Raw genomic sequence first — 21,749 nt, 5'->3', positions numbered from 1 at the left:
GTAACAGTACGCGGATTAGTATCGTGGTTTTCGGGAGGCTCCCACTTCAGAATCATATGATCTCCTGTCGTCCGATCCCAGATGAAGTTGCCTTTGTTAACTAGAACTCGGGCGACATCATCCCCCGAGAAGTTACGTGTCACCATCCTTCTACTACTTCAACTTCAGAAAGTCAGGGAGTTCGCCTCCGGCTTCGTTGTCGTTGTCGTTGTCGTTGTCGTTGTCGTTGTCCTCGGGATCTATGCCGATCTCACGAAGCTCTTCCTCGGTAGGCTCACGTCCTATCTCGCCCCTGTGTAAGGCGACCGCCTCCTCAAGGTTATCGAGGGCTTCTTCCTTCGTCGATCCCTGAGACGCCACTCCCTCATCTTCATCCTTAGCCACCCAGACGCCGTCTTCTTGGGTCAGGGTTATCTTGCGTTTTATTTCGGTACTCATTTTCCCACCATCAGGTTTTGGGTTGTTCGTCTCTGTCTTCTGTCTTCTGTCTTCTGTCTTCTGTCTCCTGTGTCCGTACCGCTTCTTCACGAATAAAGCCTTCGCCAGATCACACCACACCCATCTCCGACAGTCTCTCGGGGAGGTACTCGTCTGTCACGAAGTCGAGACCGTACGAAGCGAGTGACTGCTGTTCCGCTTTCTTGTCTATGTCTAACTGAAGCTCGATCTGTTCCCTCCAGTAAGGAGTGTCAAACCTCGGATCTGTAAGCTCGTTTTCGAGAGCGTTTATGTCGGAGTCACTCAGAGGGTCGGTCGGCAGGTCGTAGTCGACTATGTCGGAGGGCTGTATGCCTATGAACTCAGCCTCGGGAGTCGCGAGATGCTTCGAGAGATGGGCGCTCTTTATAGAGCCGTAGGCGACGCTGCTGTATATCCTGTAAGACCACGGGTCACTGTCAGTGAAGACGACGACGGGAAGGTCACGCTCGTCGTGGAGCCTCTTTATGATACGTCTCGTCGAACGCGCAGGCTGCCCCTTGAGATGTACTATGATCGAGTTATGTGACTCGTCGAAGCCGTTCTCGACGAGACGGTCACGCATACCACCCGTCTCGACTGCTAAGACGAAGTCGGCGTCGTCGTCGAGGAACTCGACTGTGTCGACGTCGGTGGGTATCTGGTAGCCTCCCTCACCGACGTCCTCCTGACAGTGTATGTCGCGCTCGCCACGTCTCGTCTGTTCACGGAGTTCGAGAGGACCTATGACGGTCGCGCCGTCCTCCTCGGGACGCATATGTAACGCCTCACGTCTCAGGTCGCCGAGTATTTCGAGATCCTCTATGAGGCGGTCGCTCTCGTCCTGTGACGAGAACTGTGCGTTCTCCCATCCCTCGGAGAGATAGTATAGCTCCCTGAGTGTCGACGACCTCTCCTCCTCTATCTGTTCGCGGAGGAACTCGGTAGTGTAGACGAGACGCAGTAGCTTACGCGCGCCGCTGACGGAGTTCGCCGACCGCGTACTCTTCGAGTCTCCGTAGACCCAGACGTCGGAGTCCTCGTCGTACTCGACGTTGTTCTTCGTACGTGTCGGGAGACGTACACGTGGTATCTCGCCGTCGTCGAACTGTTCGTATATCTCGTCAGCGAGTTCGAGGAGTGTCTGGCGTGCTGCCTCTTCCCTCGACATCTCAGTACTCTCGGTGTCGGTGTCAGTATCGGTATTACTCTTACTCATTGTTCTCGTGTATCTGTATTAGGTCGTCCTCTATTCCCTCGGCTGTGATCTGCTGTATCTCGCTCTCGCCCTCAGCCGAGTACTCTATGCTCGCCGACTCGCCCTTCGCGAGGTCTACGTTCCAGACCAAGTCGTACTCGCCGTCGAGGTCGACTACCTCTACGCCGTCTGTGTTACCGTCGACACTCGGCTCGGCGTCGGTGAAGATGTGAAGCTCGAAGCACTCACCCGAGTTCGAGTGGTTGGTGACCTCGACCGACGCCGACGACCCGCCGTCGGATTCGACAGAGACATAGACCTTGTTCATTATCTCGGCGACTGTCTCATCTATCTCGGGGGTCTCCTTCCCCGTGATCTCGGCGACCTTCTCAGCCATCTCGGGGAGTATCTTCCCTATGACACGTTCCTTCTTCTTCCTTTTTTGGCGCGACCTCTGTTTACTCAGGTGATCCTTGAGGTCACGTGCAACCTCTCTTACCGCTAACTCAACCTCGTCGTGTATCTCAGGGACTCCGGCGACGGCGTCCTTCGACTCGCTTGTGAAGGGAACGTTCGTCGAGGCGACGTGTACCATTATCACGAGAGGACCCTCAGGTAGCGACCCTGACGACTGGCTTAGACCGTAGTTCCTCCATCCGATTCCCTCGACTGCGTCGGTTATGACACACGCTCCCTGTTGGTAGACGAGTGGAACCCTGTTGGCGAACCTCAGGAGGTCTGCTTTCGAGTCGCCGTGGAGTGATCCGCCGTATGCGATTCCCGCCTCGACGACGAAGGGGTCGCCTCCGTGGACGCTCGCGTCACGCGTCGCCGTCGAGTAGAACTCGGCGTCGAACTCCTTTCTGAGACCCTTCTCCATGAGGTCGGGTGTTATGGGAGACAGACAGCCCGTCGGAGGCGACATCACGTCTGTCGCACGCATCGAGTCGAGGAGTAGACGTGCGGTGTCTCTGTCTTCGGCTACCTCTCTCACGAGAGGCACGTCGTCGGGGACAGTCCTCATCGTATCCCAGATCTCGTCGACGATGTTTTTCCTCGCTGTCTCACCCACACGGACGTCACGTAGCTCCTCGACCGAGTCAGCCGCTCTGTCTACGTATTCGGTGACGTCGTCGTAGACGGCTCTCGATCCGAGTCTGTCCTCGGTCTCGTCTTCACCCTCGTCATCACGTACGAGCTTCGGCGCGAGTATCTTCGATATCTCCTCGACCGTCTCGGCGTCCTTCGAGGTCGTGGTCGCCGACTCGACTATCTCGTGGACATCATCGACTGGGTTTGTGTCCTCGGTGAGGAACGAGGCGACTGCCTCGGCGGCTTTCTGACGTACTGTCTCGCCGAATGTCGTCCCGGTCTCGTCCTGTGTCTTCTCGGCGGCGTCGTCGATCTCATCACGTATCTCGAACCCGGCTAAGGTCTCGTGCTGAAGTAGGTTCTCGACTACGTGGTCGGCGAACTTCCGCGTGTCGCCGGTGGTCTTGTTCGAGACCGAGTCTATGACCGACTGTCTCATATCCGCGACACCGTCGGGAGAGGGGGTCGACCACGCCATCTCCCTCCCGTAGTGTCTGTCACGGAACTCGTCGAGTATCTCGTCAGAGGTCTTCGATCCTACCCGGGTGAACTCCTGTCTCACAAAGGCACCGACGTTGTACGAGTCGGTCGACTCTAACATACGTATGAGAGTTCCGAGCTCTATTCCGTGAGGATGTGGCTTTATCTCCTCAGCCTTCTCGGGCAGCTCGTCGGTCGCCCTCTCGAACTCGAAGTCGTTCTCGGGCTCCCTGAGACGTATACGTGCGTGGGGATTGACGACAGCCGTGTTCTTGATGTAGGTATGGAGCTGTTTCCTCGCACGCATGTTCGCCTCGAGCTCTATCTCAATACGTGTGCCGTGTGTCCTGTCCCAGTCGACTATCTCGTCGCTGAGTATCTCGGGGTCGTTGGTGTCGGTGTCGATGGTTATCTCGAACTCGTGAGCCTCGCCGCTCTCTGTCTTCGAGACGATCTTCGCGGGCTTTCCGCTCGTGAGCTGTGAGTATAGGACAGCGGCGGAGATTCCTATACCCTGCTGACCTCTCGACTGAACACGTTTCCCGAACCTGCTTCCGTAGAGGAGCTTACCGAATATCTTCGGAATCTGCTTTCTGACTATCCCCGGACCGTTGTCCTCGATCACGAGCCTGTAAGTCTCGTCGAGCTCCTCTATCTCGACGAATATGTCGGGGAGTATCTCCGCCTCCTCACACGCGTCGAGTGAGTTGTCGACCCCCTCCTTGACAGCCGTCACGAGACCACGTGCTCCGGAGTCGAAGCCGAGCATATGTTTGTTCTTCTCGAAGAACTCGGCTACGGAGATAGAACGCTGTTCCTGTGCTAGTTCCTCAGCAATATCGTCCGTAAGTTTAGATTGATAAGACACCTTGAAGAAAAGTAGTCGTCGAGGATTTAAACGCGTTACGGAACGCCGAAAGGCGCGTCAGGACGGCGGTATACCGGAACCCGAACGCAGTAGAAGACCGAGACAGAGAAGCCGTGTCTACTCCTGTGTCCTTCGGAGGTACTCGGCGGTCTTCTCCTCGGGAGACGCGCTTGGCATCTCCTCCTCTATCTCCTCGAATACGTTTTCGACCTCGCCCCTCTCGTGAGTCGCGTAGTCAATCTCGTCACCACAGTCGGGACATACGAGGTCGATGTTGTCGAGCTCCGTGTTCTCGGAGTTTCCGTCGCGGTAGTAGATATCGAACGAGTCTCTGGACAGACTCTCTCCGCAGGCGATACAGACGTGCTGTTTCCATTTCCAGACTCTCCAGTCGTTGACACTCATTTAGTGGTTCACCTGGGTTTTAGACCCTTGGTAACTATTACCAAGTTATGACTTATATCCTTTTTGCTAACGTTTGACAGTCTCACCGGATTCGGCTTACTACGCCGACCAAGACGAGTATCAATACTAAGGGAGCTCCGACGACCTTGAGACGTGTTATGTTGAGGGAGCTCCAGCCTCCGTCAGCCCCGGTCGTGTTCTTGACTTCCCTGACAGCCTGAGTCGCAACGGTTGAGTTGGACACACGTGACCCCGTCGAGTTGACGACTTCGAGACGGTTTCCGAGCGGATTGGTGTTGTTGTACTCGAAGACGTAGTAAGACTCGCCGCCGAGATCTGCCTTTCCGAGATACCGGTTGCCGGAGTCGAAGAAGACGACCGACTCCGGAGGCGTAGGCACGTCGACGCTCGAATTAGAAGACGACTCAGATGTCAGGTTGAAGCTCGTGGTCGAGACGTTCTGTTCGAAGGACTGGACTTCGACTTCGAAGCTCCCGTTGGTCGAGCCGCTCGAATACTGTATAGTCTTCTCACCCGTCGTAAGAGCCGTCGCCTCCACTGAGAGCGTGTCGGTACTGTTAGACTCCCAGTCACCCTCGGCTGTTACGACTATGCTACCGTAGGTGTAGCTCACGTCGAGTCCTGACGACGACTCCGCCCCTGAGACAGCAAAACTCGAAGGGAAGGTGAGCGAGTGGGAGCCGAATCCCGTGCCACCCGTGTTACGGCTAGTTAGGTTGACTATGATCGAGTCAGCCGTGTTGACCTCAGAGGGGTGGTCTACGTCCACGAAGCTTATATTCGAGGGCGAAGACTCTACGACAGCTTGGGTGTCAGTCTCAGAGTACGAGTAGATTCCGATTCCACGTGGACGTATCTTGGGGAGACCCTCGGGCGTCCTTCCCGTATTTACGACACCTTTGACGAGTATGTCGTACCCGGCTGCGAGGTCTATTGTCGACGGGTACTCGATAACGAGCTTAGTGCCGTCGTCGCCCCTCACCACGGCTCTGTCAGTCGACTCGGATCGGTTTACGCCCCTAGTCTCGCCAACTCTGACGACTGAGGCGTTGAAAGCGATACGTCGCGAGTAGACAGTCGTAGCCTCGGAGGCGTTCACCATCGTGTACCGGTCTAGAAGCCCGAGATCCCCGGGTATACTCAGACCTCCACGTGCACCCTGACGCAGGAAAGCAGCACCTCTGACAGAGACAGCGTAATGTGTCGTCGCGCCCTCGCCGACGGTGTACGGTGAAAACACCTCAAAATCGTCTGCCTGTATCTCCTCGGTCGATACACGTCCCAAGACTGTGTAGTTCTCGGCGAGACGCAGATTGTCGGCTGCGACGCCTCTCGCGAGTATTGTGTTGTTTCCTCCGTCGAGGTAGACATCGTCCTCGCCCGCGACAGATTCCTTTATGTACTTGATGTACGAGTCGAAGACGACCCTCGCACCCACGAACTCCTCGACCTCGTCCCTGTCTACTCTTATGTAATGACTGTCTCCGACTGGGACGGCGTCAACTGCCTGGAAAGTACCGAAGGGGTCTGACTGGCGTATCTCCTCGGGTCCTGGTATGGCGTCGTCGTCACCACCCGTGACTGTGTCTCCGTCTACCTCTTCGAGGAACGTGGATATACGGACGAGATCGAATATGTACCACTCACCCTCCTCTACTGAGAGACCGAAGTCGGGACGGAGAACCCCACGGAAGTACTGACGTCTGTTCTGTCTCGGCGGATAGCTCGGGTCTTGTCTCGTGCCGTCGGACGCCCAGAACTCGACGAGTGCCGCCCTCTCCGACTTAGACTCAACCTTTGCGACGACTGTAGTTCTCTCTCCGAGGTCTAACGAACCGAGTTCAGCGACGGGTGTGGCGTCGTAGGGCTCCGAAGTCGGGGGACTCGCGTTCTGGCTGCCTTGGTTCCCGAACGTCTCGGGTGTGAAGATCGGCTCCTTCCTCATCTCTGCTTCTCCGACTTCGGTGTAGTTCTCGCTGACTATCCGGAACTCGTGGGTGTCGAAGCCGACGTCTGCGTTACGTGAGAAAGCCTCGATCCTGTACCTCCCGAGAGTGTAGCCCTCGGTGTCGAAGCCAGATCCGTCGAGGTCGTCTGCGTCTGCGAGATCCCATCTCCCGTCGAAATCCTCCTCGTCGTCGGGGTCTATCGGCACCTTCCATCTCTCGACAGTTCTCATCGAGGTACTGTCAGTCGGTGTGTTGAGCTGGTTTATCTCGACGGTAATCTCGTCGACCGTCTTTTCGACGTTCTCTGAGAACCTGCCCTCGAGACGTCCCGTTATGCTGAGAGTATCGCCCACTACGACGTTTCTGTCGAGGTCATCTATGGTGATATCAGTTCGACGTTCGACGACTTCGAAGCTCAGAACCGATATTACGTCGTCGGAGCCCGCCGCACCCGCCGTCTCGGCTCTCAAGGTCTCCTCAAGCTGTGAGTAGGTCCACTGAGGGTTGTTTCTGACGAGGTTCTGGAGGCTACCCGCGGTATTCGAGGTTCCGAAGGCTCCGTCACAGCCGCTACTCACGACAATAGCCCGGTAGTCGCCCGGATGTGGTTCAGTAGGCAGGTCGAAGCTAAATCTCCCCGAGCCTCCGGAGTCGAAGACAGCCGTGTCGGAGACAAAGCCGGCGTTTGTGTCGTCACGTGTCACGACTGCGACATACTCGGGTGTCTCATTTGTGTCACGCACCTCACACCGTGAGTCGGACGCCTCGACAGCATAGATATTTGACTCGCCGTCTCCGAAGTAGACGGTGTTGGTACTCTGGGTCACGCGGTAGTCAGACGAGTCCTGTGCGGCTCCGACGGGGAGTAAGAGAAGACACAGAGAGACAGAGACGAAGACGAGAGTCAGAGCAACTGTGGAACGCATCTTTTGTCTTGTCTACTCTACTGAGCCTCGACGTATAAGAAGTTGGGTAAGAGCTATCCCACGACGTCGGTCACTGACTCGGCGATCCCGAGTAGCTTCGCGTCCTCGAAGCTTCCCGCGGTAATCTGGAGACCCACGGGGAGTCCGTCGACGTCGCCAGCGGGGAGACTTACCGAGGGCACACCCGCTAAGTTGACGGGAGTAGTGTTTGCGTCGGCGAGGTACATCTGCATCGGGTCGTCGAGTGTCTCGCCTATACGGAAAGGAGTTACAGGCATAGTCGGCGAGGCAACCACGTCGGCTTCGTCGAGAGCCTCGTCGAAGTCCCTCTTTACGAGCTCTCGGGCGTTCTGTGCCTTCTTGTAGTACTTTCCGTGGTAGCCCTCGCTCAGGGCGTAGGTTCCGAGCATTATACGGCGTTTGACCTCCTCTCCGAAACGGCTCCTCGCCTCCGAGAAAGCCTCGTTCCAGCTCTTGCCCTCTGGGTCGTCGGCTTTTCCGTACCTCACGCCGTCGAAACGCGCGAGGTTACTCGAAGCCTCTCCCATGGCTATGACGTAGTAGGCGGCGAGTGCGTGTTCGAGACTCGGGAGGGAGACATAATGGTACGACGCGCCGGCGTCTTCGAGTTGGTCGAGTGCCGCCTCGAAGACCTCCTTCACGCCGTCCTCTGTGCCTTCTCCGATAAGTTCCTCGGGAACCGCTATACTGAGACCGTCGACGTCTACGGGGTCTTCGACGGCTTCGACGTAACTCCCGTCGGTCGGTGCAGAAGTAGACGTCGAGTCGTTGTCGTCTTCCCCCGCGATTACATCGAGGACACGTGCGACCGTCTCTACGTCACGAGCCATCGGGCCTATGGTTTCGAGCGAGTTGGCGTAGGCGATCAGACCGTAACGGGAGACGAGACCGTAACTGGGCTTGAGACCGACGATCCCACAGAAGGCAGCGGGGCACCGTACCGAGCCGCCGGTGTCAGTCCCTAGCGCGGCGTCGACCTCTCCCGCGGCGACTGCGGCGGCACTTCCTCCCGAAGACCCTCCGGGGACGTACTCCTCGTTGACGGGGTTCTTCGTAGAGCCGTAGGCACTCGTCTCTGTCGTCGTACCCATCCCGAACTCGTCCATGTTGGTCTTTCCGAGTATTCTCGCGCCCTCATCCTTGAGACGGCTCACAGCCGTGGCGTCGTAGGGCGGAACATAGCCTTCGAGAACCTCGGACCCACACGTCGTCTCGACCCCCTCGGTGGATATGTTGTCCTTGACTCCGAGGGTGAGATCGGAAAGTTCGCCGTCGCCACCGCCTATCTCACACCGGCTTATGAATGCGTTGTAGCTCATCTTTAGTCTGACTCCGACACCTTAGGTGCCTTTACGTATCCGTCCTCGGTCTCGGGAGCGTTTTCGAGGACGTCTTCCTGTGGAAGCGACGCCTCGACCTCGTCTTCCCTCATGACGTTCTCGAAGTCGTCGGATCTCTCGACGTCTTCGGGAATCTCGTCGAGACCCTCGAAGTAGTCGAGTATCTGGTTGAAGTCGTCTACGAAGGGCTCGACCTCGTCTTCGTCGAGATCTATACGTGCGAGGTCGGCGATATGTTCGACGTCGTCACGTCCGAGCTGTGTGTCGGTACCCGTGTCGGTGTCGGTCATACACGACAAGATACTCCGGAGCGCATAAAGAGTTTCTCAAGACATCCGGCTTCGGATCAGCATCTCTCGTCTATGACAGCGTCTATGATCGAGGTAGTAGAGAGTATCTCGTAGTCGCGCTCCTCTCTCTTGCCTACTCTCACGACTTCTATCTCGAATCCCCTGTCTTCGAGCTCTTCCTCAAGCTCCTCCTCGGAGTAGTACTGGTCGTAGCCGAGTGTGATTACGTCGGGGTCGAGGTCTTCGAGCGGGTCGAATATCGAGTCCTCGCTCCCGAGTACGGCGGTATCGACGGGATCGAGAGCCTCGACCATGTCACGTCTCTGTCTCCCGGATACAACGGGAGGCTCCTTGTGGTCTATCATAGACTCACGCGCGACAATGACGTGAAGCTCGTCGCCTAGCTCCCTCGACTCCGAGAGGTAATGGAGATGTCCCGGGTGGAGTAGATCGAAGGTACCCGTTGCGAGCACGCGAGTCTGCGTCTCTGCCGTCTCAGTCATCTCTCAACTCTTCTTCGGTGAAGTCAAAAAAGTCATCGTCTTCGTGTTCGTCGTCTAACTCGACGTCGAGGACGTCTATCTCCCTCTCTATGCCTCTGTCGTCGTAACACGCCCACGAGTTACGCGTGTAGGGATGTCCGACTATTATGTGGTAGTTGCCCTTCTTAGAGAAGGTAGCGAGATCCTGCTGACTCGGTATCGTGTTCCCCGTGGGATGTGAGTGGACGGTTCCGACTGTCGAGGCGTTCGTAGGCGTGGGTATCATCTCATCCCTCATCGTGGCTATCGCCTCACCCGACTCGGTACCCGGAACTACGACGACATCTGTTATCACGAGTCCGTCGCGGTCTATCCCGAGACGTCTCGCCTGAGTCGTACTCAGGAGACCCAGGAACTCGTTGGGATGGGTGTCACGGCACGTCGCTAGTATGAACTCGACCGTCTCGTCGGCGATTCCGAGGACGTTTCTGGATCTGAAGAGTCTCATCTGAGTAGGATGTCTAAGGTCTGTCTGACCTCCGAGACAGTAAGCTGTCCGGGGGCTGTCGAGTCGTCACCGAGAGACGCATACGTCAGACGCGAGCCGTAGAGGGGCGCGACGACGCGCGAGTGAGAGCCCTTCTCCCCCATCGCTATGGTACAGACATCTCCGTCGTGTTCGAGTGTAGCCTCCAAGAGCCGGAGAACGTCGTCCCTCGACTCGGCGTAAACCGCGAGCTTCGGAATCCCTATCTCCGCTGCCTCCGAGAGGACGCCACGTATCTCGTCGTACGACGGCGTCGAGTCAAAGTCGTGGTACGAGGCGATTAGAGTCGCCTCGGCGTCGTCGGCGGCATCGAGTACCTCGCCGTGTACCTCGTCAGAGGCGTTTAGCTCTATGTCGACTGCGTCGGCGTACTCCGCAGCGCGGCTGAGGATCTCGACACGTGCGTCCTCGTCGCCCTCGAAGTCACCTCCCTCCCAAGTCGGGCGGTTGGTGGCTATAACCGGGAGGTCGACGTCGGAGTCTGCGAGGTCACGTACTGAGTCGACTGGATCGCCGTCGGAACCGTATAGGTCGAGACGTACCTCAACTGCGTCGGCTCCTCTCTCGTCGGCTTCACGTGCTCTTTCGACGAGATCGGAGGTCAGACTTGCGACGACGAGAGGCTGTGAGAGATGTAGCATCAGTTTTATTTTTTATTTTTCGAGAACGCTCTCCTCGACCTGTGTTCCGAAATGTCTCCCGCCTTCTTCTATGTATATCTTAATCTCGTCCCCCTCGTCTAACTCAGTCACCGACTTCGGACCGTCGGGTGTCACGAGCTTTATCGTCTCGGCGTTCTGGAGAAGCGTCCTGTACCTCTCGCCGTCCTTCTCGACCTCGACGAGCATCATTGGGCGTTTCTCTATCTTCGACCTGCCGACTATCGACTGTCTCGTCTCGCCGTCCTCGTCGACTATGAGGACGTCGTCTCCGGCTTCGAGCTCGCTGAGGTACTTCGTCTCTCCGCCGGGGACACGTATGTAGGCGTGGACGGCTCCAGCGTTGACTCGGAAGGGGCGTGAGGCGACGTAGGGCGACTCGGCGGTCTCTGCGTGTACGAGGAAGAGACCGCTCGACATAGATCCGACGAGCATTCCCTCTCCGGGCTCCATGAGCGTCGCGGTGTCGACACAGACCCTGTCAGCCATCTCGGTGGGCTCGACAGTCGTGACCTCCGCGGTCGTGAGATCGATCTCCTCCGACTCCGCCCTGTCCCTCGCCTCTACTGTGTCCTTTATGACTCCGGGATCGTCGGTGTCTAAGAGGACACCGTCGGAGCCTATTTCGAGTGTCTCGAATGCTGTCTCCGCCTCCTCCGCCGAGTCGACTCCTGCTATAAGCTGAGTCTCTTCGCCGACATCCGCGATCAGGTTTTCGAGAGGAATTATCTTCCAGTCCTCTCCTATCGCGACTACGTAGTCGGCGTCCTTAGCCGCCTCCGCCGCGAACCTCTCGTACTCCTTGTTCTGTATCTCGACGTAGCTCGCGACATCGCGGTCGTCGATCTGTCTTACCTTCGACAGGTCGCTCGATCCCCCTAAGTCAGGAGGAAAATCGGTCGTTCCGTCGCCCTCAGCGTCCTTTCCGACTACGACGACGTCGGCGTCTGTCTCGACCTCCTTTGATGTGTTCGAGTCGACGAAAGCCGCTACCTTCGTCTCTCCGAGTTCGCGGACCTTCTCGACATCTTTGTCGTCGACGAGTATGTAGTCGACGCCGCTCTCTATCGCCGCCGTAATCAAGGGGAGTCTGTCGTCCCAGTCGCCCTCGTCCGCCTTGTACCAGACCTCTTTAGCAGTCATAGTCCCGACTCCTCCATCGCCTCGTCTACGGAGACGCCGTCGTGGACAATAGACGAAATGGCTCCCACCATCGCAGGCACGTTCTCCCTCTGGAAGACGTTTCGCCCCATCGCGACACCTCTCGCTCCGACGTCCATCGCGTCACTTATGTCCTGGAGAACCTCCCTCTCTGTCTCAGCCTTGGGTCCGCCGGCTATAACCACGGGAGCGGGACAGCCCTCTATGACCTGTCTGTACTCGTCGGGATCTCCTGTGTAGGCGGTCTTTACGACGTCGGCTCCGAGTTCGGCTCCTATACGTGTCGCATGGGCTATGTTCTCGACGTCGGCGCTGTCGACGTCGTGTCCACGTACGTACATCATAGCTACGAGAGGCATACCGTACTTCTCACACTCGTCGGCGACCTTACCGAGATCCTGAAGCTGCTGTGGCTCGGTCTCGCTTCCGACGTTGACCTGTACAGAGACGGCGTCGGCACCGCGGCGCACAGCCTCCTCCACGGTTCCTACGAGAACCTTGTTGTTAGGCTCGCCGAGAGAAGTAGCCGCGTTTATGTGGACGATCAGACCCATGTCACGTCCCTTTCCTCTGTGTCCCTCACTCACTATACCTTTCTGCATCAGAACAGCGTCGCCGCCGCCCTCTGCTATGTCGTTTACCGTGGATTCGAGATCTCTTAGCCCCTCGACGGGGCCAATAGAGACGCCGTGATCCATCGGGATAATTACGAAGTTCTTCGACTCCCTGTCACGTATCCTGTCGAGCCGTATCTCCTTACCAATCATGTGATAACCTATATCATGCCAGAGTATTTTATGGTTGTCCTTCGGTTCGGCGAAAAAAGTTAACTCGCGAGTGCCTCGGCGACCTTGTCGGCGAGGTCGTCGGCGTTCTCGAACGGGAAGTCGTCGCTTATTGCCTTGCCTATCTCGACCGCCGAGAATGACTCTCCGTCAACCTCTACAGTTGTCGAGAGACCGTCGGGGAGATGCGGCACGAGATCCATAGGCTTCTCGACGGGGTAGTTAGCGTCCTCCACGACCTCATAGACCCTGTCACGTAGATCCTCGGTGTCGGTATCCATACAGACGCGTTTCGGCGAGTTAACAAACATCTTTTCATAACCTAAGATTATATTCTGAGTAGTAAATATTATAACTGTGCATTACATCTCTGACTGTATGAGCCATGTCAAGGGACTAAGATGCAGGGAGTGTGGGGAGGAGTATCCGGCGGTAATGAAGAACACGTGTGAGTCGTGTTTCGGACCTCTCGAAGTTGAGTACGACTGGAGTGAGGTAGACGTATCGCGCGAGGAGATAGAGTCAGGCCCGAACTCGATCTGGAGGTACGCCGACCTTCTTCCGATAGACAACGAGGACTCGGTCGTCGACCTCGGGACAGGATTCAACCATCTCTACGAGGCGGACAACCTAGCCGACGAACTCGGGATAGGAGAGCTTTACATACTCAACGACTCGGTGAATCCTAGCTTCTCGTTCAAGGACCGTGTCACGGGGGTCGCGGTCGCAAAGGCGATAGAGTTCGGCGTAGACGCGGTAGGCTGTGCGTCGACGGGTAACCTAGCTTCGAGTGTAGCCGCCCACGCCGCGAAGGCGAACCTTCCGGCTTACATCTTCATACCCGACACGATAGAGAAGGGCAAGATAACACAGACACTGACGTACGACCCTGAGATAGTTCCCGTTGAGGGCAACTACGACGACGCCAACAGGCTCGCCACCGAGGTCGCCGACGAGAACGGCTGGGGATTCGTCAACATCAACCTGCGTCCCTACTACACAGAGGGTTCGAACACGATGGCTTACGAGGTCGCCGAACAGCTCGGCTGGGAGGCTCCCGACCACGTCGTCCATCCGATGGCGGCAGGTGCGTCTCTCCTGTCGGTTCAGAAGGGATACAAGCAGCTTGAGAAGCTCGGTCTGATAGAGGACGGCGACGTCAAGATGAGCGGATCACAGCCCGAGGGATTCCCGATAGCCGAGGCGGTGAGAAACGACGAGCCCGTGAAGCCGATACAGGAGTACGAGACACTCGCCCACTCTCTCGCGATAGGAAGTCCCGCGGACGGATTCTACGCCAAGGACGCCATACTCGAGTCAGGAGGATACGCCGCAAACCCCGACGACGACGCCATCATCGAGGGTATCAAGCTCCTAGCGCGCACCGAGGGGATATTCACAGAGCCGGCGGGAGGTACGACAGTCGCGGGTCTCAGACAGCTCGCCGAGGAGGGACGTATCGACGACGACGAGACCGTAGTCGTCAACATAACCGGAAACGGTCTCAAGGCAGAGAGTACTCTCTCGGAGTTCGTGACTGTACCCGAGAGCATATCTCCGAGTATCGGTGAGTTCGAGGACAGGAAGCAGAGACAGAACAACAAGACCAAGAACAAGAAAGAGGCAGTTCCTGGAGGTGAACAGTAATGGCAGATGTCAGATTTTCGAGCGCACTCAAGAAAGTGACGGGAGAGACGACGACACAGGTCGAGGCAGAGACTGTCGAGGAAGCCATAGACAGACTCACGGAGAGATACGGTGACGACTTCGAGGAACGTCTGATGGAAGACGGTGAGATACAGAGGTTCGTCAACCTCTATGTCAACGGAGAGGACGTGAGACACGGCGAAGGTCTCGAAACGAGTATCGAGGATGACGACGAGATTTCGATTCTCCCCGCAGTGAGCGGAGGGTCGACTTAGCGTAGTACTCGCCATCCAAAACGTAGTACACCATAACCATAACCGTAACCGTAACACGAATACCCGTGGCTTTAGGGGAGTTCCACGCCTAAGCTATTATATGCCGAGTCTTCTAGACACACGCGTCGAAAACACCGAGATAGTACAGCCCAACGACACCAACATAGTCGACACCGCACACGGCGGTACTGTCGTGAAATGGATGGACGAGACGGGCGGAATATCGGCTATAAGATTCGCGGGGAACGTCTGTGTCACAGCGGGGATGGAGAGCGTCGACTTCCACCATCCGATACACAGAGGCGACGCCGCTGTCATACGTTCTTACGTCTACGACGTCGGGACTTCGAGCATAGACGTACGTATCTGTGTCTACTCCGAGAACCTCAAGACTGGAGAGAGACAGCTAACTACGGAGTCGTACTTCACCTACGTCGCAATAGACGACGACGGAAATCCCGTCGAGGTTCCCGAACTCGAAGTCGAGACCGAGAAAGAGAAGGAGTTACGTGACGAGGCTCTCGAAGGTGAGTAATGTATCTATGAGAACCTCAGAACGCACCGACGCGATAAGCATAAGCGGTATACGCCGTGTCTTCGAGGCGGCGGACGACGACGCCATAAACCTGGGTCTGGGACAGCCTGACTTCGACACCCCCGAGAACGTCAAGAAGGCGGCTGTCGAGGCTATCGAGACGGGGAAGGCTAGCTCGTACACCTCGAACAGAGGGATTCCGGAGCTAAGAGAGGCGGTCGCCGACAGATTCAGCTTCGAGACGTCTCCCGACGACGTCATAGTCACCTCGGGGGCGAGCGAGGCACTCCACATAGCCGTCGAGGCACACGTCGACACAGGCGACGAGGTTCTAATTCCCGACCCGGGATTCGTCTCTTATGAGGCTCTCTCGAAGGTCGGAGACGCGCGTCCGAAAGGTGTCGAACTCGCCGACGACCTGCGTCTCGAACCCGAGTCAGTAAAGGAGGCGATCACCGATGAGACTTCGGCGTTCGTGGTCAACTCCCCCGCGAACCCGACGGGTGCGGTACAGACACGTGACGACATGAGAGCCTTCGCCGAGATAGCCGACGACTACGGAGTGACACTCATAAGCGACGAGGTCTATGAGCCTTTCGTCTACGAGGGCGAGCACCACTCCCCCGCGGAGTTCGGCGAGAACGTCGTCACAGTAAACGCGGCTTCGAAGGCTTACTCGATGACAGGATGGCGTCTCGGATACGTCACTGCGCCCGAGACCGAGAATATGTTACGTGTCCATCAGTACATACAGGCGTGTGCGAGTGCGCCGTCGCAGTACGCAGCCCTCGAAGCACTCGAAGGTCCTCAGTACGCTGTGAGCGAGATGAAGGAAGAGTTCGAGGCGAGACGTGACCTGATACTCGACGGCTTCAAGGAGATGGGTCTTGACTGTCCGACGCCGAAGGGTGCATTCTACGCCTTCCCAGAGGTTCCCGACGGCTTCATCGACGCGTGTATAGAAGAAGGAGTCGTTGTAGTTCCGGGAGATGCATTCGGAGAGGGCGGAGAGGGACACGCCCGCGTCTCTTACGCCAACTCACGTGAGAACCTGCGTGAGGCTCTCGACGTGATGGAGTCGGTTCTAGAAGATCTCTGAGAGTGGTGTCAGTCGGGGTAGTCGGTCTGGTTGACCTGTTTTATCCTGTCCACTCCGTCGACCTCGTCTATGACGTCCTCGACCGGGTCGGGAACGAGGTCTCTCCAGTCGCCCCCCTCTATCATCCTCTTACGTATCTCCCTCCCCGAGTATCTGCTTCTGTCGAAGAGGGGATTCTTCCTGACCTCCTTTCCGTCCTCCTCGAAGAGACGTATCACGAGAGGGTTGTTCGAGTAGATGACGTCGAAGTCAGGTGCCATCGACTCTATGTGTGAGACCCAGAGTGAGTTACGGTTGATGTCCTCTATCGGAATTACGTAGGTCGTCGCGTCCAAGTCGTTGACACTCTTCCTCACCATGCTGACACGTTCGCCCGCCGTAAACGGGTTCTTCACTGTGTGGGACGCCTGTGCGGTTCCTATCGCTATGACTATCTCGGGGACGTCTTCGGCGACCTCTTCGAGAACCTTGTAATGCCCCAGATGGAAGGGCTGGAACCTCCCGACGTAGAATCCGCGCATACGTTAAATTAGCAGTAAGGGGTTTAAGTTCCTATGGAGTTGAGTCAGTATCGAGCTATGGCGGAAGATGTCTGTCATAAACTACACTACGGTGTCCCAAGGCAAAGACCCAGAGAACGTCGTCGTCCTTTTCCCAGTCTATCAGAGTACGGTAGTCCCCCGTACGTAGCTTGTAATAGTCAAATCCCTGTACAGGCTCCAGCTCACGTTCGGGAGACTCACGAGCGTCTCTCAGATCCGACTTTATCCTCTCCTGTGTCTCCTCCTGTAGGTTGTTTAAGAGAGACTCAGCTCTGGGAGTGAATCTTACCTCAGTCATTTAGCTTAGCTTAGATGTCTTCGAGGGTAGTATACTGACCTCGTTCCTTCTGATCCTGGCTCTCCTTGAGATGCTCCAAGAACTCGGGCGATATCTCTACCTTCGGGTTCACGGCATCACGGATCGCGTCACGGACGAACTCGCTGCGACTCGTGTAACCACGTTCCTCATATATCTCGTCGACTTCGTCAAGGAGAGACTTAGGTACTCTCACATCTATCTTCGAACTGTCGTCAGTCTCTACGCTCATACTCTGTGATACGTGAGCATCACAGATAAGGTTTCTTGAGACCAAAGATACGATAATCGACGTCGGAAGACAAGACTTATTCGTTAGACAGGCTAAGTCGTCTGTATGGCAGGAAAACCTGGGAGTATGTACCGCGACATCGAGGGTATGGCGTACACGAGGACGGAGTACATAGACGGGATTCCGGGTTCTAAGATTACTCAGTTCAACATGGGAGACGTCTCGGCTGACGACGACGAGTACCCCGTCGCTGTGACTCTGGTAGCCGACGAGGCGTGTCAGATACGCCACTCGGCTCTCGAGAGCGCGCGTGTCGCCGCGAACCGAAATATGATAAAGGAGCTCGGTGAGGAGGGCTACAAGATGAGACTCCGCGTTCACCCTCATCAGGTTCTGAGGGAGAACAAACAGGCGACAGGCGCGGGAGCCGACCGTGTCTCAGACGGAATGAGACAGTCTTTCGGAAGACCCGTCGGAACCGCGGCGAGGGTCGACGTAGGACAGAAGATCTTCACTGCGAGGGTCGTCGAGGCTGACTTCGACGTCGCCAAGGACTCGCTCCGCAGAGCCTACACGAAGCTGCCCGGTCCCTACTCGGTAGTCATAGACGAGGGCGAAGAGATCGTCATGGACTGACTACCTAGTGACCAAGACCACAGCCACACCAACACGGCTCAGCAGTTCTAACTTTATCTCCGCTCCATGTCTCTCGAAAACGTAGAGCTCACAGAGAAGTGGGAGTCTTTCTACAGGAGTTACTACGACAACGAGATCGGTAAGCTCGCTCAGAAGTACCCGAGAGAGGAGAGATCCCTCTACATCGACTTCCAGGATCTCTTCCAGTACGACCCCGAACTCGCTGAAGACCTCCGGAGGAACCCCGAGGAGATGCTCCGGTACGCCGAGGAAGCCCTCCACGAGTACGACGTCCCTGTCGCCGACGTGCGTTTCGCCGACGCCAACCTACGTATAAGAAACGTGGGTGAGATCACGGAGATACGTGGCATACGTTCGAAGGACGTCAATACACTAATCTCGGTCGAAGGTATCGTGAGAAAAGCGACCGAGGTGCGTCCGAAGGCGATCAAGACAGTCTTCGAGTGCGAGCGGTGTGGAACTACGACGACTATAACACAGACCGACGACAGCAGTCTCAGGGAGCCCTACGAGTGCAAGGGATGTGAGAGACAGGGTCCTTTTAGTCTACTCTTCGACCAGAGTGAGTTCGTCGACTCACAGAAGGTCAGGGTACAGGAGTCGCCCGAGGATCTCAGAGGAGGCGAGAATCCACAGACGATAGATGTCGAGATAGAGGACGACATCACGGGAGAGGTTACCCCCGGGGACAGGGTCACAGTCGTCGGGATTCTGAGAGCAACACAGGACGGCGACTCGACGACCTTCGACGTCTTCATAGAGGGCAACAACATAGAGATAGAGGATCAGGAGTTCGAGGAGTTCAAGATCACCGACGAGGACGAGGAGACGATAGAGGAGATTGCGAACTCCCCCGACGTCTACGAGAAGATAGTCGACAGCATCGCTCCGGGTATATACGGCTACGAGACCGAGAAGCTCGCGATGGCTCTCCAGCTCTTCTCGGGAGTCACGAAGAACCTCCCCGACGAGACACGTATAAGGGGAGACATGCATATTCTGATGGTAGGAGATCCGGGTACTGCGAAATGTGTCGCTCCCGGGACACGTGTTACTCTCGGTGACGGACGTGACGAACGTATAGAGAACCTCGTCGAAACACATCTGGAAGATCCGAAGGAAGTCGATGACGGAGTCTACGACGACGCCGACTTTAGTCTGCCGTCTCTCGGACGTGACGCATCTGTCAGACAGAAGAACACAACCCGTGTCTGGAAACGTACCGCACCTGACCGTATGTACAGGATAGAGACGTCAACAGGGAAGGAACTCGAAGTCACACCCACACATCCCCTCTTCGTACATTCGGATGCGAAGATCGAGGGAGTCAGAGCCGAGGATCTCGAAGAGGGGGACTTCATAGCCACTCCGAACGAGACCGTGGTTAAAGGCGATGACAGTCTCGACACCGAGTACAAGTACAGAAAGTCGAAGGCGAACAACTCAGTTTCGCTCGACCTTCCCGACGAGATTACACCTCAGATGTCGAGGCTCTTAGGATATATAGTAGCCGAGGGATACGTTCAGAGCAACGACGACAACACGGGAACCGTATACGTCACCAACAAAGACACTGAGATACTCGAAGACGTTGAGCGCGGACTCGAAAGTCTGGGTCTGGGTCTGAACACGTCCGTGAGGGAGACACACGAAGGAAAGACCACGAAAGAGATAGTATGTAGTTCGAGCGAGTTCGTGAGCTTCCTCGAAAACCTCTCCCCGAGTCTTCTGAAGCCGTCCAGGGATAAACGGGTTCCAGAGGCTGTGATGACGTCGACGGATAAAGTCAGATCCGACTTCCTGAGTGCGTATGTGGACGCCGAGGGAACCGTCTCAGAGAAACAGCGTGAAATTTCAGTCAGTTCCACGAGTGAGGAGCTTATAGACGATGTGAGTACACTCCTCCTCTCAGTCGGTATATCGTCTCAGAAGGTATCGGAAGACGACGGATACAGCTACAGTCTACGTATATCCGGCTCAGACTATACCGAGTTCTTCGAGAAAGTTGGTCTCGTAACACGGAGGAAGTCGGAGAGGGCAGAGAGATTCAGCAGTACATCCCACAACACAAACAGACACGTAGTCCCCGATATAGGGGAAAAGCTCCGTGAGGTCAGAGATGGGCTCCGTCTGCCTCAGTCAGACTGCGGGGTTCCGAGGACGACATATCAGCACTACGAGAGAGGTGACAGAAACCCGAGTGTCGGTTCCCTCGAAGAGATTGCTGATAGATTTGAGACGAGGAGAGATGAACTCAGAGAGCTTAAGAGACGTCTCAGAGACGACCCTGACTGGAGCCTCATATGTGAGACACGTGAGAGCCTCAGAGTCTCACAGGAGAGTCTCGCGTCTTCAGTCGGAGTTTCCCAAGCGTGGATAAGTGGAAAAGAGAATGAAGGGATTGCCGACGGTGGGAGTTTAGACATGGGTTCCCCAGATGAAGAGACGGTGCGTGCTGACGCAGTCGAACGTCTGAGGGAGGAGATAGACGACGCAGTTAGCTACGATGAAGATATCCTCGAAATACGTAAGCTCGCGGAGTCGTCTGTTCTGTGGGACAGAATAGAGTCGATAGAGAAGGTCGACCCCGACTACGACTACGTCTACGACCTCGAAGTCGAGGAGACACACAACTTCGTAACCAACGGTGTCTTCTCACACAACTCACAGCTACTCCAGTACGTTAAGAAGATAGCACCGAGGGGGGTCTATACCTCGGGTAAAGGATCGAGTGCCGCAGGGCTCACCGCCGCCGCAGTACAGGACGACTTCGGAGACGGAAAATGGACACTCGAAGCCGGTGCTCTCGTCTTAGCCGACAAGGGAATAGCATGTGTCGACGAGGTCGACAAGATGGATCCGAAGGACAGATCGGCACTCCACGAGGCACTAGAGCAGCAGTCCGTTAGCATATCCAAGGCGGGAATCAACGCGACGCTCAAGTCGAGATGTGCACTCCTCGGAGCGGCGAATCCGAAGTACGGAAGGTTCGACGAGTACGAGGGTATCGCAGAGCAGATAGAGCTAGAGCCCGCTCTGATATCACGTTTCGACCTCATATTCACAGTGACAGACGAAGCGGACGAAGAGAAGGACTCACGTCTTGCCGAACACATACTCACGACCAACTACGCGGGTGAGGTCTACGCTTCCGACTCGGAGTCGAGACCCGAACGTGAGGCGGAGGACGCCGACGAGATACAGGAGGAGATCTATCCCGAGATAGAGTCCGAGATGCTCCGGAAGTACGTCGCCTACTCTCGGCGCGAGTGTAAGCCTCAGATGACAGACGAAGCGCGTGACAGGGTCAGGGACTTCTACGTCGACCTGCGTTCGGAGGGTGAGGGGTCGGACGTGATCCCGATAACCGCGAGAAAGCTAGAAGCACTCGTCCGTCTCGCCGAGGCGAGCGCGAGGATGCGTCTGAGCGACGAGGTCGAAGTCGAGGACGCCGAACGTGCGATAGACATAGTCAAGGAGTCTCTAAGAGACGTGAGCTACGATCCCGAGACGGGTCAGTTAGACGCCGACATAGTCGAGACGGGACACTCGTCGTCACAGCGCGAGAGGATAAAGGATCTGAGCGACATCATACAGACGATAGCAGACGAGAGAGAAGACGGAAAGGCTCCGCGCGACGAGATACTCGAAACAGCCGAGGACCACGGGATGGAACGTGAGAAGGCACAGGAGGAGCTTAAGACGTTACAGAGGAACGGCGAGGTAATAGAGCCGTCACACGGGCATTTCCGTCTGGTTTAGCTTT

General features: G+C 56.3%; 22 protein-coding genes. 6 read left to right on the top strand and 16 right to left on the bottom strand.

The genetic code is table 11. From position 1 onward, the window contains the following. Positions 1-153 precede the first annotated feature (153 nt). The 13 genes from SV253_00820 to SV253_00760 all read right to left on the bottom strand — a co-directional run bounded on the left by SV253_00820 (position 154) and on the right by SV253_00760 (position 12,961). A complete protein-coding gene (locus SV253_00820) occupies positions 154-438 on the bottom strand; it encodes a type II toxin-antitoxin system HicB family antitoxin (GenBank protein ID MDY6774629.1) in 285 nt (94 codons plus the stop codon). A 109-nt stretch (positions 439-547) separates the two neighbouring features. After that, on the bottom strand, positions 548-1,627 hold the full coding sequence (locus SV253_00815; GenBank protein ID MDY6774628.1) for a DNA topoisomerase IV subunit A: 1,080 nt from the start codon (positions 1,625-1,627) through the stop codon (positions 548-550). Between the two features lie 40 nt (positions 1,628-1,667). After that, the gene (locus SV253_00810; protein MDY6774627.1) at positions 1,668-4,094 is read right to left on the bottom strand and encodes a DNA topoisomerase VI subunit B; all 2,427 of its coding nucleotides are present in this window, start codon (positions 4,092-4,094) and stop codon (positions 1,668-1,670) included. Between the two features lie 117 nt (positions 4,095-4,211). Continuing rightward, on the bottom strand, positions 4,212-4,499 hold the full coding sequence (locus tag SV253_00805; GenBank protein ID MDY6774626.1) for a hypothetical protein: 288 nt from the start codon (positions 4,497-4,499) through the stop codon (positions 4,212-4,214). Positions 4,500-4,581: 82 nt separating this feature from the next. After that, complete coding sequence (locus SV253_00800; protein MDY6774625.1) at positions 4,582-7,395, bottom strand: hypothetical protein; 2,814 nt, start codon at positions 7,393-7,395, stop codon at positions 4,582-4,584. Between the two features lie 53 nt (positions 7,396-7,448). Then, the gene (gene gatA, locus SV253_00795) at positions 7,449-8,735 is read right to left on the bottom strand and encodes an Asp-tRNA(Asn)/Glu-tRNA(Gln) amidotransferase subunit GatA (protein MDY6774624.1); all 1,287 of its coding nucleotides are present in this window, start codon (positions 8,733-8,735) and stop codon (positions 7,449-7,451) included. Between the two features lie 2 nt (positions 8,736-8,737). Further along, positions 8,738-9,046: an Asp-tRNA(Asn)/Glu-tRNA(Gln) amidotransferase subunit GatC gene (gatC, locus tag SV253_00790; protein MDY6774623.1), complete on the bottom strand. Its 309-nt coding sequence runs from the start codon at positions 9,044-9,046 to the stop codon at positions 8,738-8,740. A 56-nt stretch (positions 9,047-9,102) separates the two neighbouring features. Further along, positions 9,103-9,549, bottom strand: a complete 447-nt coding sequence (locus tag SV253_00785) for an adenylyltransferase/cytidyltransferase family protein (protein MDY6774622.1) — start codon at positions 9,547-9,549, stop codon at positions 9,103-9,105. Beyond that, complete coding sequence (locus tag SV253_00780) at positions 9,542-10,036, bottom strand: Mov34/MPN/PAD-1 family protein (protein MDY6774621.1); 495 nt, start codon at positions 10,034-10,036, stop codon at positions 9,542-9,544. The genes SV253_00785 and SV253_00780 overlap by 8 nt, the downstream gene beginning before the upstream one ends. Next, the gene (gene aroD, locus SV253_00775) at positions 10,033-10,716 is read right to left on the bottom strand and encodes a type I 3-dehydroquinate dehydratase (GenBank protein MDY6774620.1); all 684 of its coding nucleotides are present in this window, start codon (positions 10,714-10,716) and stop codon (positions 10,033-10,035) included. The genes SV253_00780 and aroD overlap by 4 nt, the downstream gene beginning before the upstream one ends. Positions 10,717-10,728: 12 nt before the next feature. Beyond that, a complete protein-coding gene (locus SV253_00770) occupies positions 10,729-11,877 on the bottom strand; it encodes a 3-dehydroquinate synthase II (GenBank protein MDY6774619.1) in 1,149 nt (382 codons plus the stop codon). After that, on the bottom strand, positions 11,874-12,662 hold the full coding sequence (locus tag SV253_00765) for a 2-amino-3,7-dideoxy-D-threo-hept-6-ulosonate synthase (GenBank protein ID MDY6774618.1): 789 nt from the start codon (positions 12,660-12,662) through the stop codon (positions 11,874-11,876). Before SV253_00765 ends, SV253_00770 begins: the two co-directional genes overlap by 4 nt. Before the next feature lie 59 nt (positions 12,663-12,721). Further along, positions 12,722-12,961 carry an MTH865 family protein gene (locus SV253_00760; protein ID MDY6774617.1) on the bottom strand — a complete coding sequence of 80 codons (240 nt, stop codon included), beginning with the start codon at positions 12,959-12,961 and terminating at the stop codon, positions 12,722-12,724. 97 nt (positions 12,962-13,058) lie between these two features. Between SV253_00760 and thrC the strand changes: the two genes are divergently transcribed. The 4 genes from thrC (at position 13,059) to SV253_00740 (ending at position 16,236) form a co-directional block, all read left to right on the top strand. After that, positions 13,059-14,327 (top strand): threonine synthase, encoded by a 1,269-nt coding sequence (gene thrC, locus SV253_00755; protein MDY6774616.1) that lies wholly within the window; start codon positions 13,059-13,061, stop codon positions 14,325-14,327. Continuing rightward, positions 14,327-14,602: a ubiquitin-like small modifier protein 1 gene (locus SV253_00750; GenBank protein MDY6774615.1), complete on the top strand. Its 276-nt coding sequence runs from the start codon at positions 14,327-14,329 to the stop codon at positions 14,600-14,602. Before thrC ends, SV253_00750 begins: the two co-directional genes overlap by 1 nt. Positions 14,603-14,702: 100 nt before the next feature. Then, the gene (locus SV253_00745) at positions 14,703-15,137 is read left to right on the top strand and encodes an acyl-CoA thioesterase (GenBank protein ID MDY6774614.1); all 435 of its coding nucleotides are present in this window, start codon (positions 14,703-14,705) and stop codon (positions 15,135-15,137) included. A 7-nt stretch (positions 15,138-15,144) separates the two neighbouring features. Then, positions 15,145-16,236 (top strand): pyridoxal phosphate-dependent aminotransferase, encoded by a 1,092-nt coding sequence (locus SV253_00740; GenBank protein ID MDY6774613.1) that lies wholly within the window; start codon positions 15,145-15,147, stop codon positions 16,234-16,236. An 8-nt stretch (positions 16,237-16,244) separates the two neighbouring features. Here the strand turns inward: SV253_00740 and SV253_00735 are convergent, their stop codons facing one another. The 3 genes from SV253_00735 to SV253_00725 are packed head-to-tail and all read right to left on the bottom strand — an operon-like array spanning position 16,245 to position 17,326. Further along, positions 16,245-16,757: a nicotinamide-nucleotide adenylyltransferase gene (locus SV253_00735; protein MDY6774612.1), complete on the bottom strand. Its 513-nt coding sequence runs from the start codon at positions 16,755-16,757 to the stop codon at positions 16,245-16,247. A 55-nt stretch (positions 16,758-16,812) separates the two neighbouring features. After that, positions 16,813-17,076 carry a type II toxin-antitoxin system RelE/ParE family toxin gene (locus SV253_00730; protein ID MDY6774611.1) on the bottom strand — a complete coding sequence of 88 codons (264 nt, stop codon included), beginning with the start codon at positions 17,074-17,076 and terminating at the stop codon, positions 16,813-16,815. 10 nt (positions 17,077-17,086) lie between these two features. Then, entirely contained in the window at positions 17,087-17,326 is a 240-nt protein-coding gene (locus SV253_00725; protein MDY6774610.1) for a ribbon-helix-helix domain-containing protein, read from the bottom strand. Between the two features lie 105 nt (positions 17,327-17,431). Between SV253_00725 and rplJ the strand changes: the two genes are divergently transcribed. Together rplJ and SV253_00715 are read left to right on the top strand one after the other, a co-directional pair. Then, complete coding sequence (rplJ, locus tag SV253_00720; protein MDY6774609.1) at positions 17,432-17,962, top strand: 50S ribosomal protein L16; 531 nt, start codon at positions 17,432-17,434, stop codon at positions 17,960-17,962. Between the two features lie 66 nt (positions 17,963-18,028). Continuing rightward, positions 18,029-21,745, top strand: coding sequence for an LAGLIDADG family homing endonuclease (locus tag SV253_00715; protein MDY6774608.1), 3,717 nt, complete (start codon positions 18,029-18,031; stop codon positions 21,743-21,745). Positions 21,746-21,749 lie beyond the last annotated feature (4 nt).

This window comes from Candidatus Afararchaeum irisae (assembly GCA_034190545.1).
GTDB classification, from domain to species: domain Archaea; phylum Halobacteriota; class Halobacteria; order Halobacteriales; family Afararchaeaceae; genus Afararchaeum; species Afararchaeum irisae.
The sequence above is the reverse complement of the archived record's forward strand: the minus strand, read 5'-3'. Positions and strand labels throughout refer to the sequence as shown.

What these genes read in the sequence shown, in the direction of transcription:
- SV253_00820 (MDY6774629.1), bottom strand. Translation starts at nt 438, where the DNA reads ATGAGTACCGAAATAAAACGCAAGATAACCCTGACCCAAGAAGACGGC.
- SV253_00815 (MDY6774628.1), bottom strand. Translation starts at nt 1,627, where the DNA reads ATGTCGAGGGAAGAGGCAGCACGCCAGACACTCCTCGAACTCGCTGAC.
- SV253_00805 (MDY6774626.1), bottom strand. Translation starts at nt 4,499, where the DNA reads ATGAGTGTCAACGACTGGAGAGTCTGGAAATGGAAACAGCACGTCTGT.
- SV253_00800 (MDY6774625.1), bottom strand. Translation starts at nt 7,395, where the DNA reads ATGCGTTCCACAGTTGCTCTGACTCTCGTCTTCGTCTCTGTCTCTCTG.
- gatA (MDY6774624.1), bottom strand. Translation starts at nt 8,735, where the DNA reads ATGAGCTACAACGCATTCATAAGCCGGTGTGAGATAGGCGGTGGCGAC.
- gatC (MDY6774623.1), bottom strand. Translation starts at nt 9,046, where the DNA reads ATGACCGACACCGACACGGGTACCGACACACAGCTCGGACGTGACGAC.
- SV253_00785 (MDY6774622.1), bottom strand. Translation starts at nt 9,549, where the DNA reads ATGACTGAGACGGCAGAGACGCAGACTCGCGTGCTCGCAACGGGTACC.
- SV253_00780 (MDY6774621.1), bottom strand. Translation starts at nt 10,036, where the DNA reads ATGAGACTCTTCAGATCCAGAAACGTCCTCGGAATCGCCGACGAGACG.
- aroD (MDY6774620.1), bottom strand. Translation starts at nt 10,716, where the DNA reads ATGCTACATCTCTCACAGCCTCTCGTCGTCGCAAGTCTGACCTCCGAT.
- SV253_00770 (MDY6774619.1), bottom strand. Translation starts at nt 11,877, where the DNA reads ATGACTGCTAAAGAGGTCTGGTACAAGGCGGACGAGGGCGACTGGGAC.
- SV253_00765 (MDY6774618.1), bottom strand. Translation starts at nt 12,662, where the DNA reads ATGATTGGTAAGGAGATACGGCTCGACAGGATACGTGACAGGGAGTCG.
- SV253_00760 (MDY6774617.1), bottom strand. Translation starts at nt 12,961, where the DNA reads ATGGATACCGACACCGAGGATCTACGTGACAGGGTCTATGAGGTCGTG.
- thrC (MDY6774616.1), top strand. Translation starts at nt 13,059, where the DNA reads ATGAGCCATGTCAAGGGACTAAGATGCAGGGAGTGTGGGGAGGAGTAT.
- SV253_00750 (MDY6774615.1), top strand. Translation starts at nt 14,327, where the DNA reads ATGGCAGATGTCAGATTTTCGAGCGCACTCAAGAAAGTGACGGGAGAG.
- SV253_00745 (MDY6774614.1), top strand. Translation starts at nt 14,703, where the DNA reads ATGCCGAGTCTTCTAGACACACGCGTCGAAAACACCGAGATAGTACAG.
- SV253_00740 (MDY6774613.1), top strand. Translation starts at nt 15,145, where the DNA reads ATGAGAACCTCAGAACGCACCGACGCGATAAGCATAAGCGGTATACGC.
- SV253_00735 (MDY6774612.1), bottom strand. Translation starts at nt 16,757, where the DNA reads ATGCGCGGATTCTACGTCGGGAGGTTCCAGCCCTTCCATCTGGGGCAT.
- SV253_00730 (MDY6774611.1), bottom strand. Translation starts at nt 17,076, where the DNA reads ATGACTGAGGTAAGATTCACTCCCAGAGCTGAGTCTCTCTTAAACAAC.
- SV253_00725 (MDY6774610.1), bottom strand. Translation starts at nt 17,326, where the DNA reads ATGAGCGTAGAGACTGACGACAGTTCGAAGATAGATGTGAGAGTACCT.
- rplJ (MDY6774609.1), top strand. Translation starts at nt 17,432, where the DNA reads ATGGCAGGAAAACCTGGGAGTATGTACCGCGACATCGAGGGTATGGCG.
- SV253_00715 (MDY6774608.1), top strand. Translation starts at nt 18,029, where the DNA reads ATGTCTCTCGAAAACGTAGAGCTCACAGAGAAGTGGGAGTCTTTCTAC.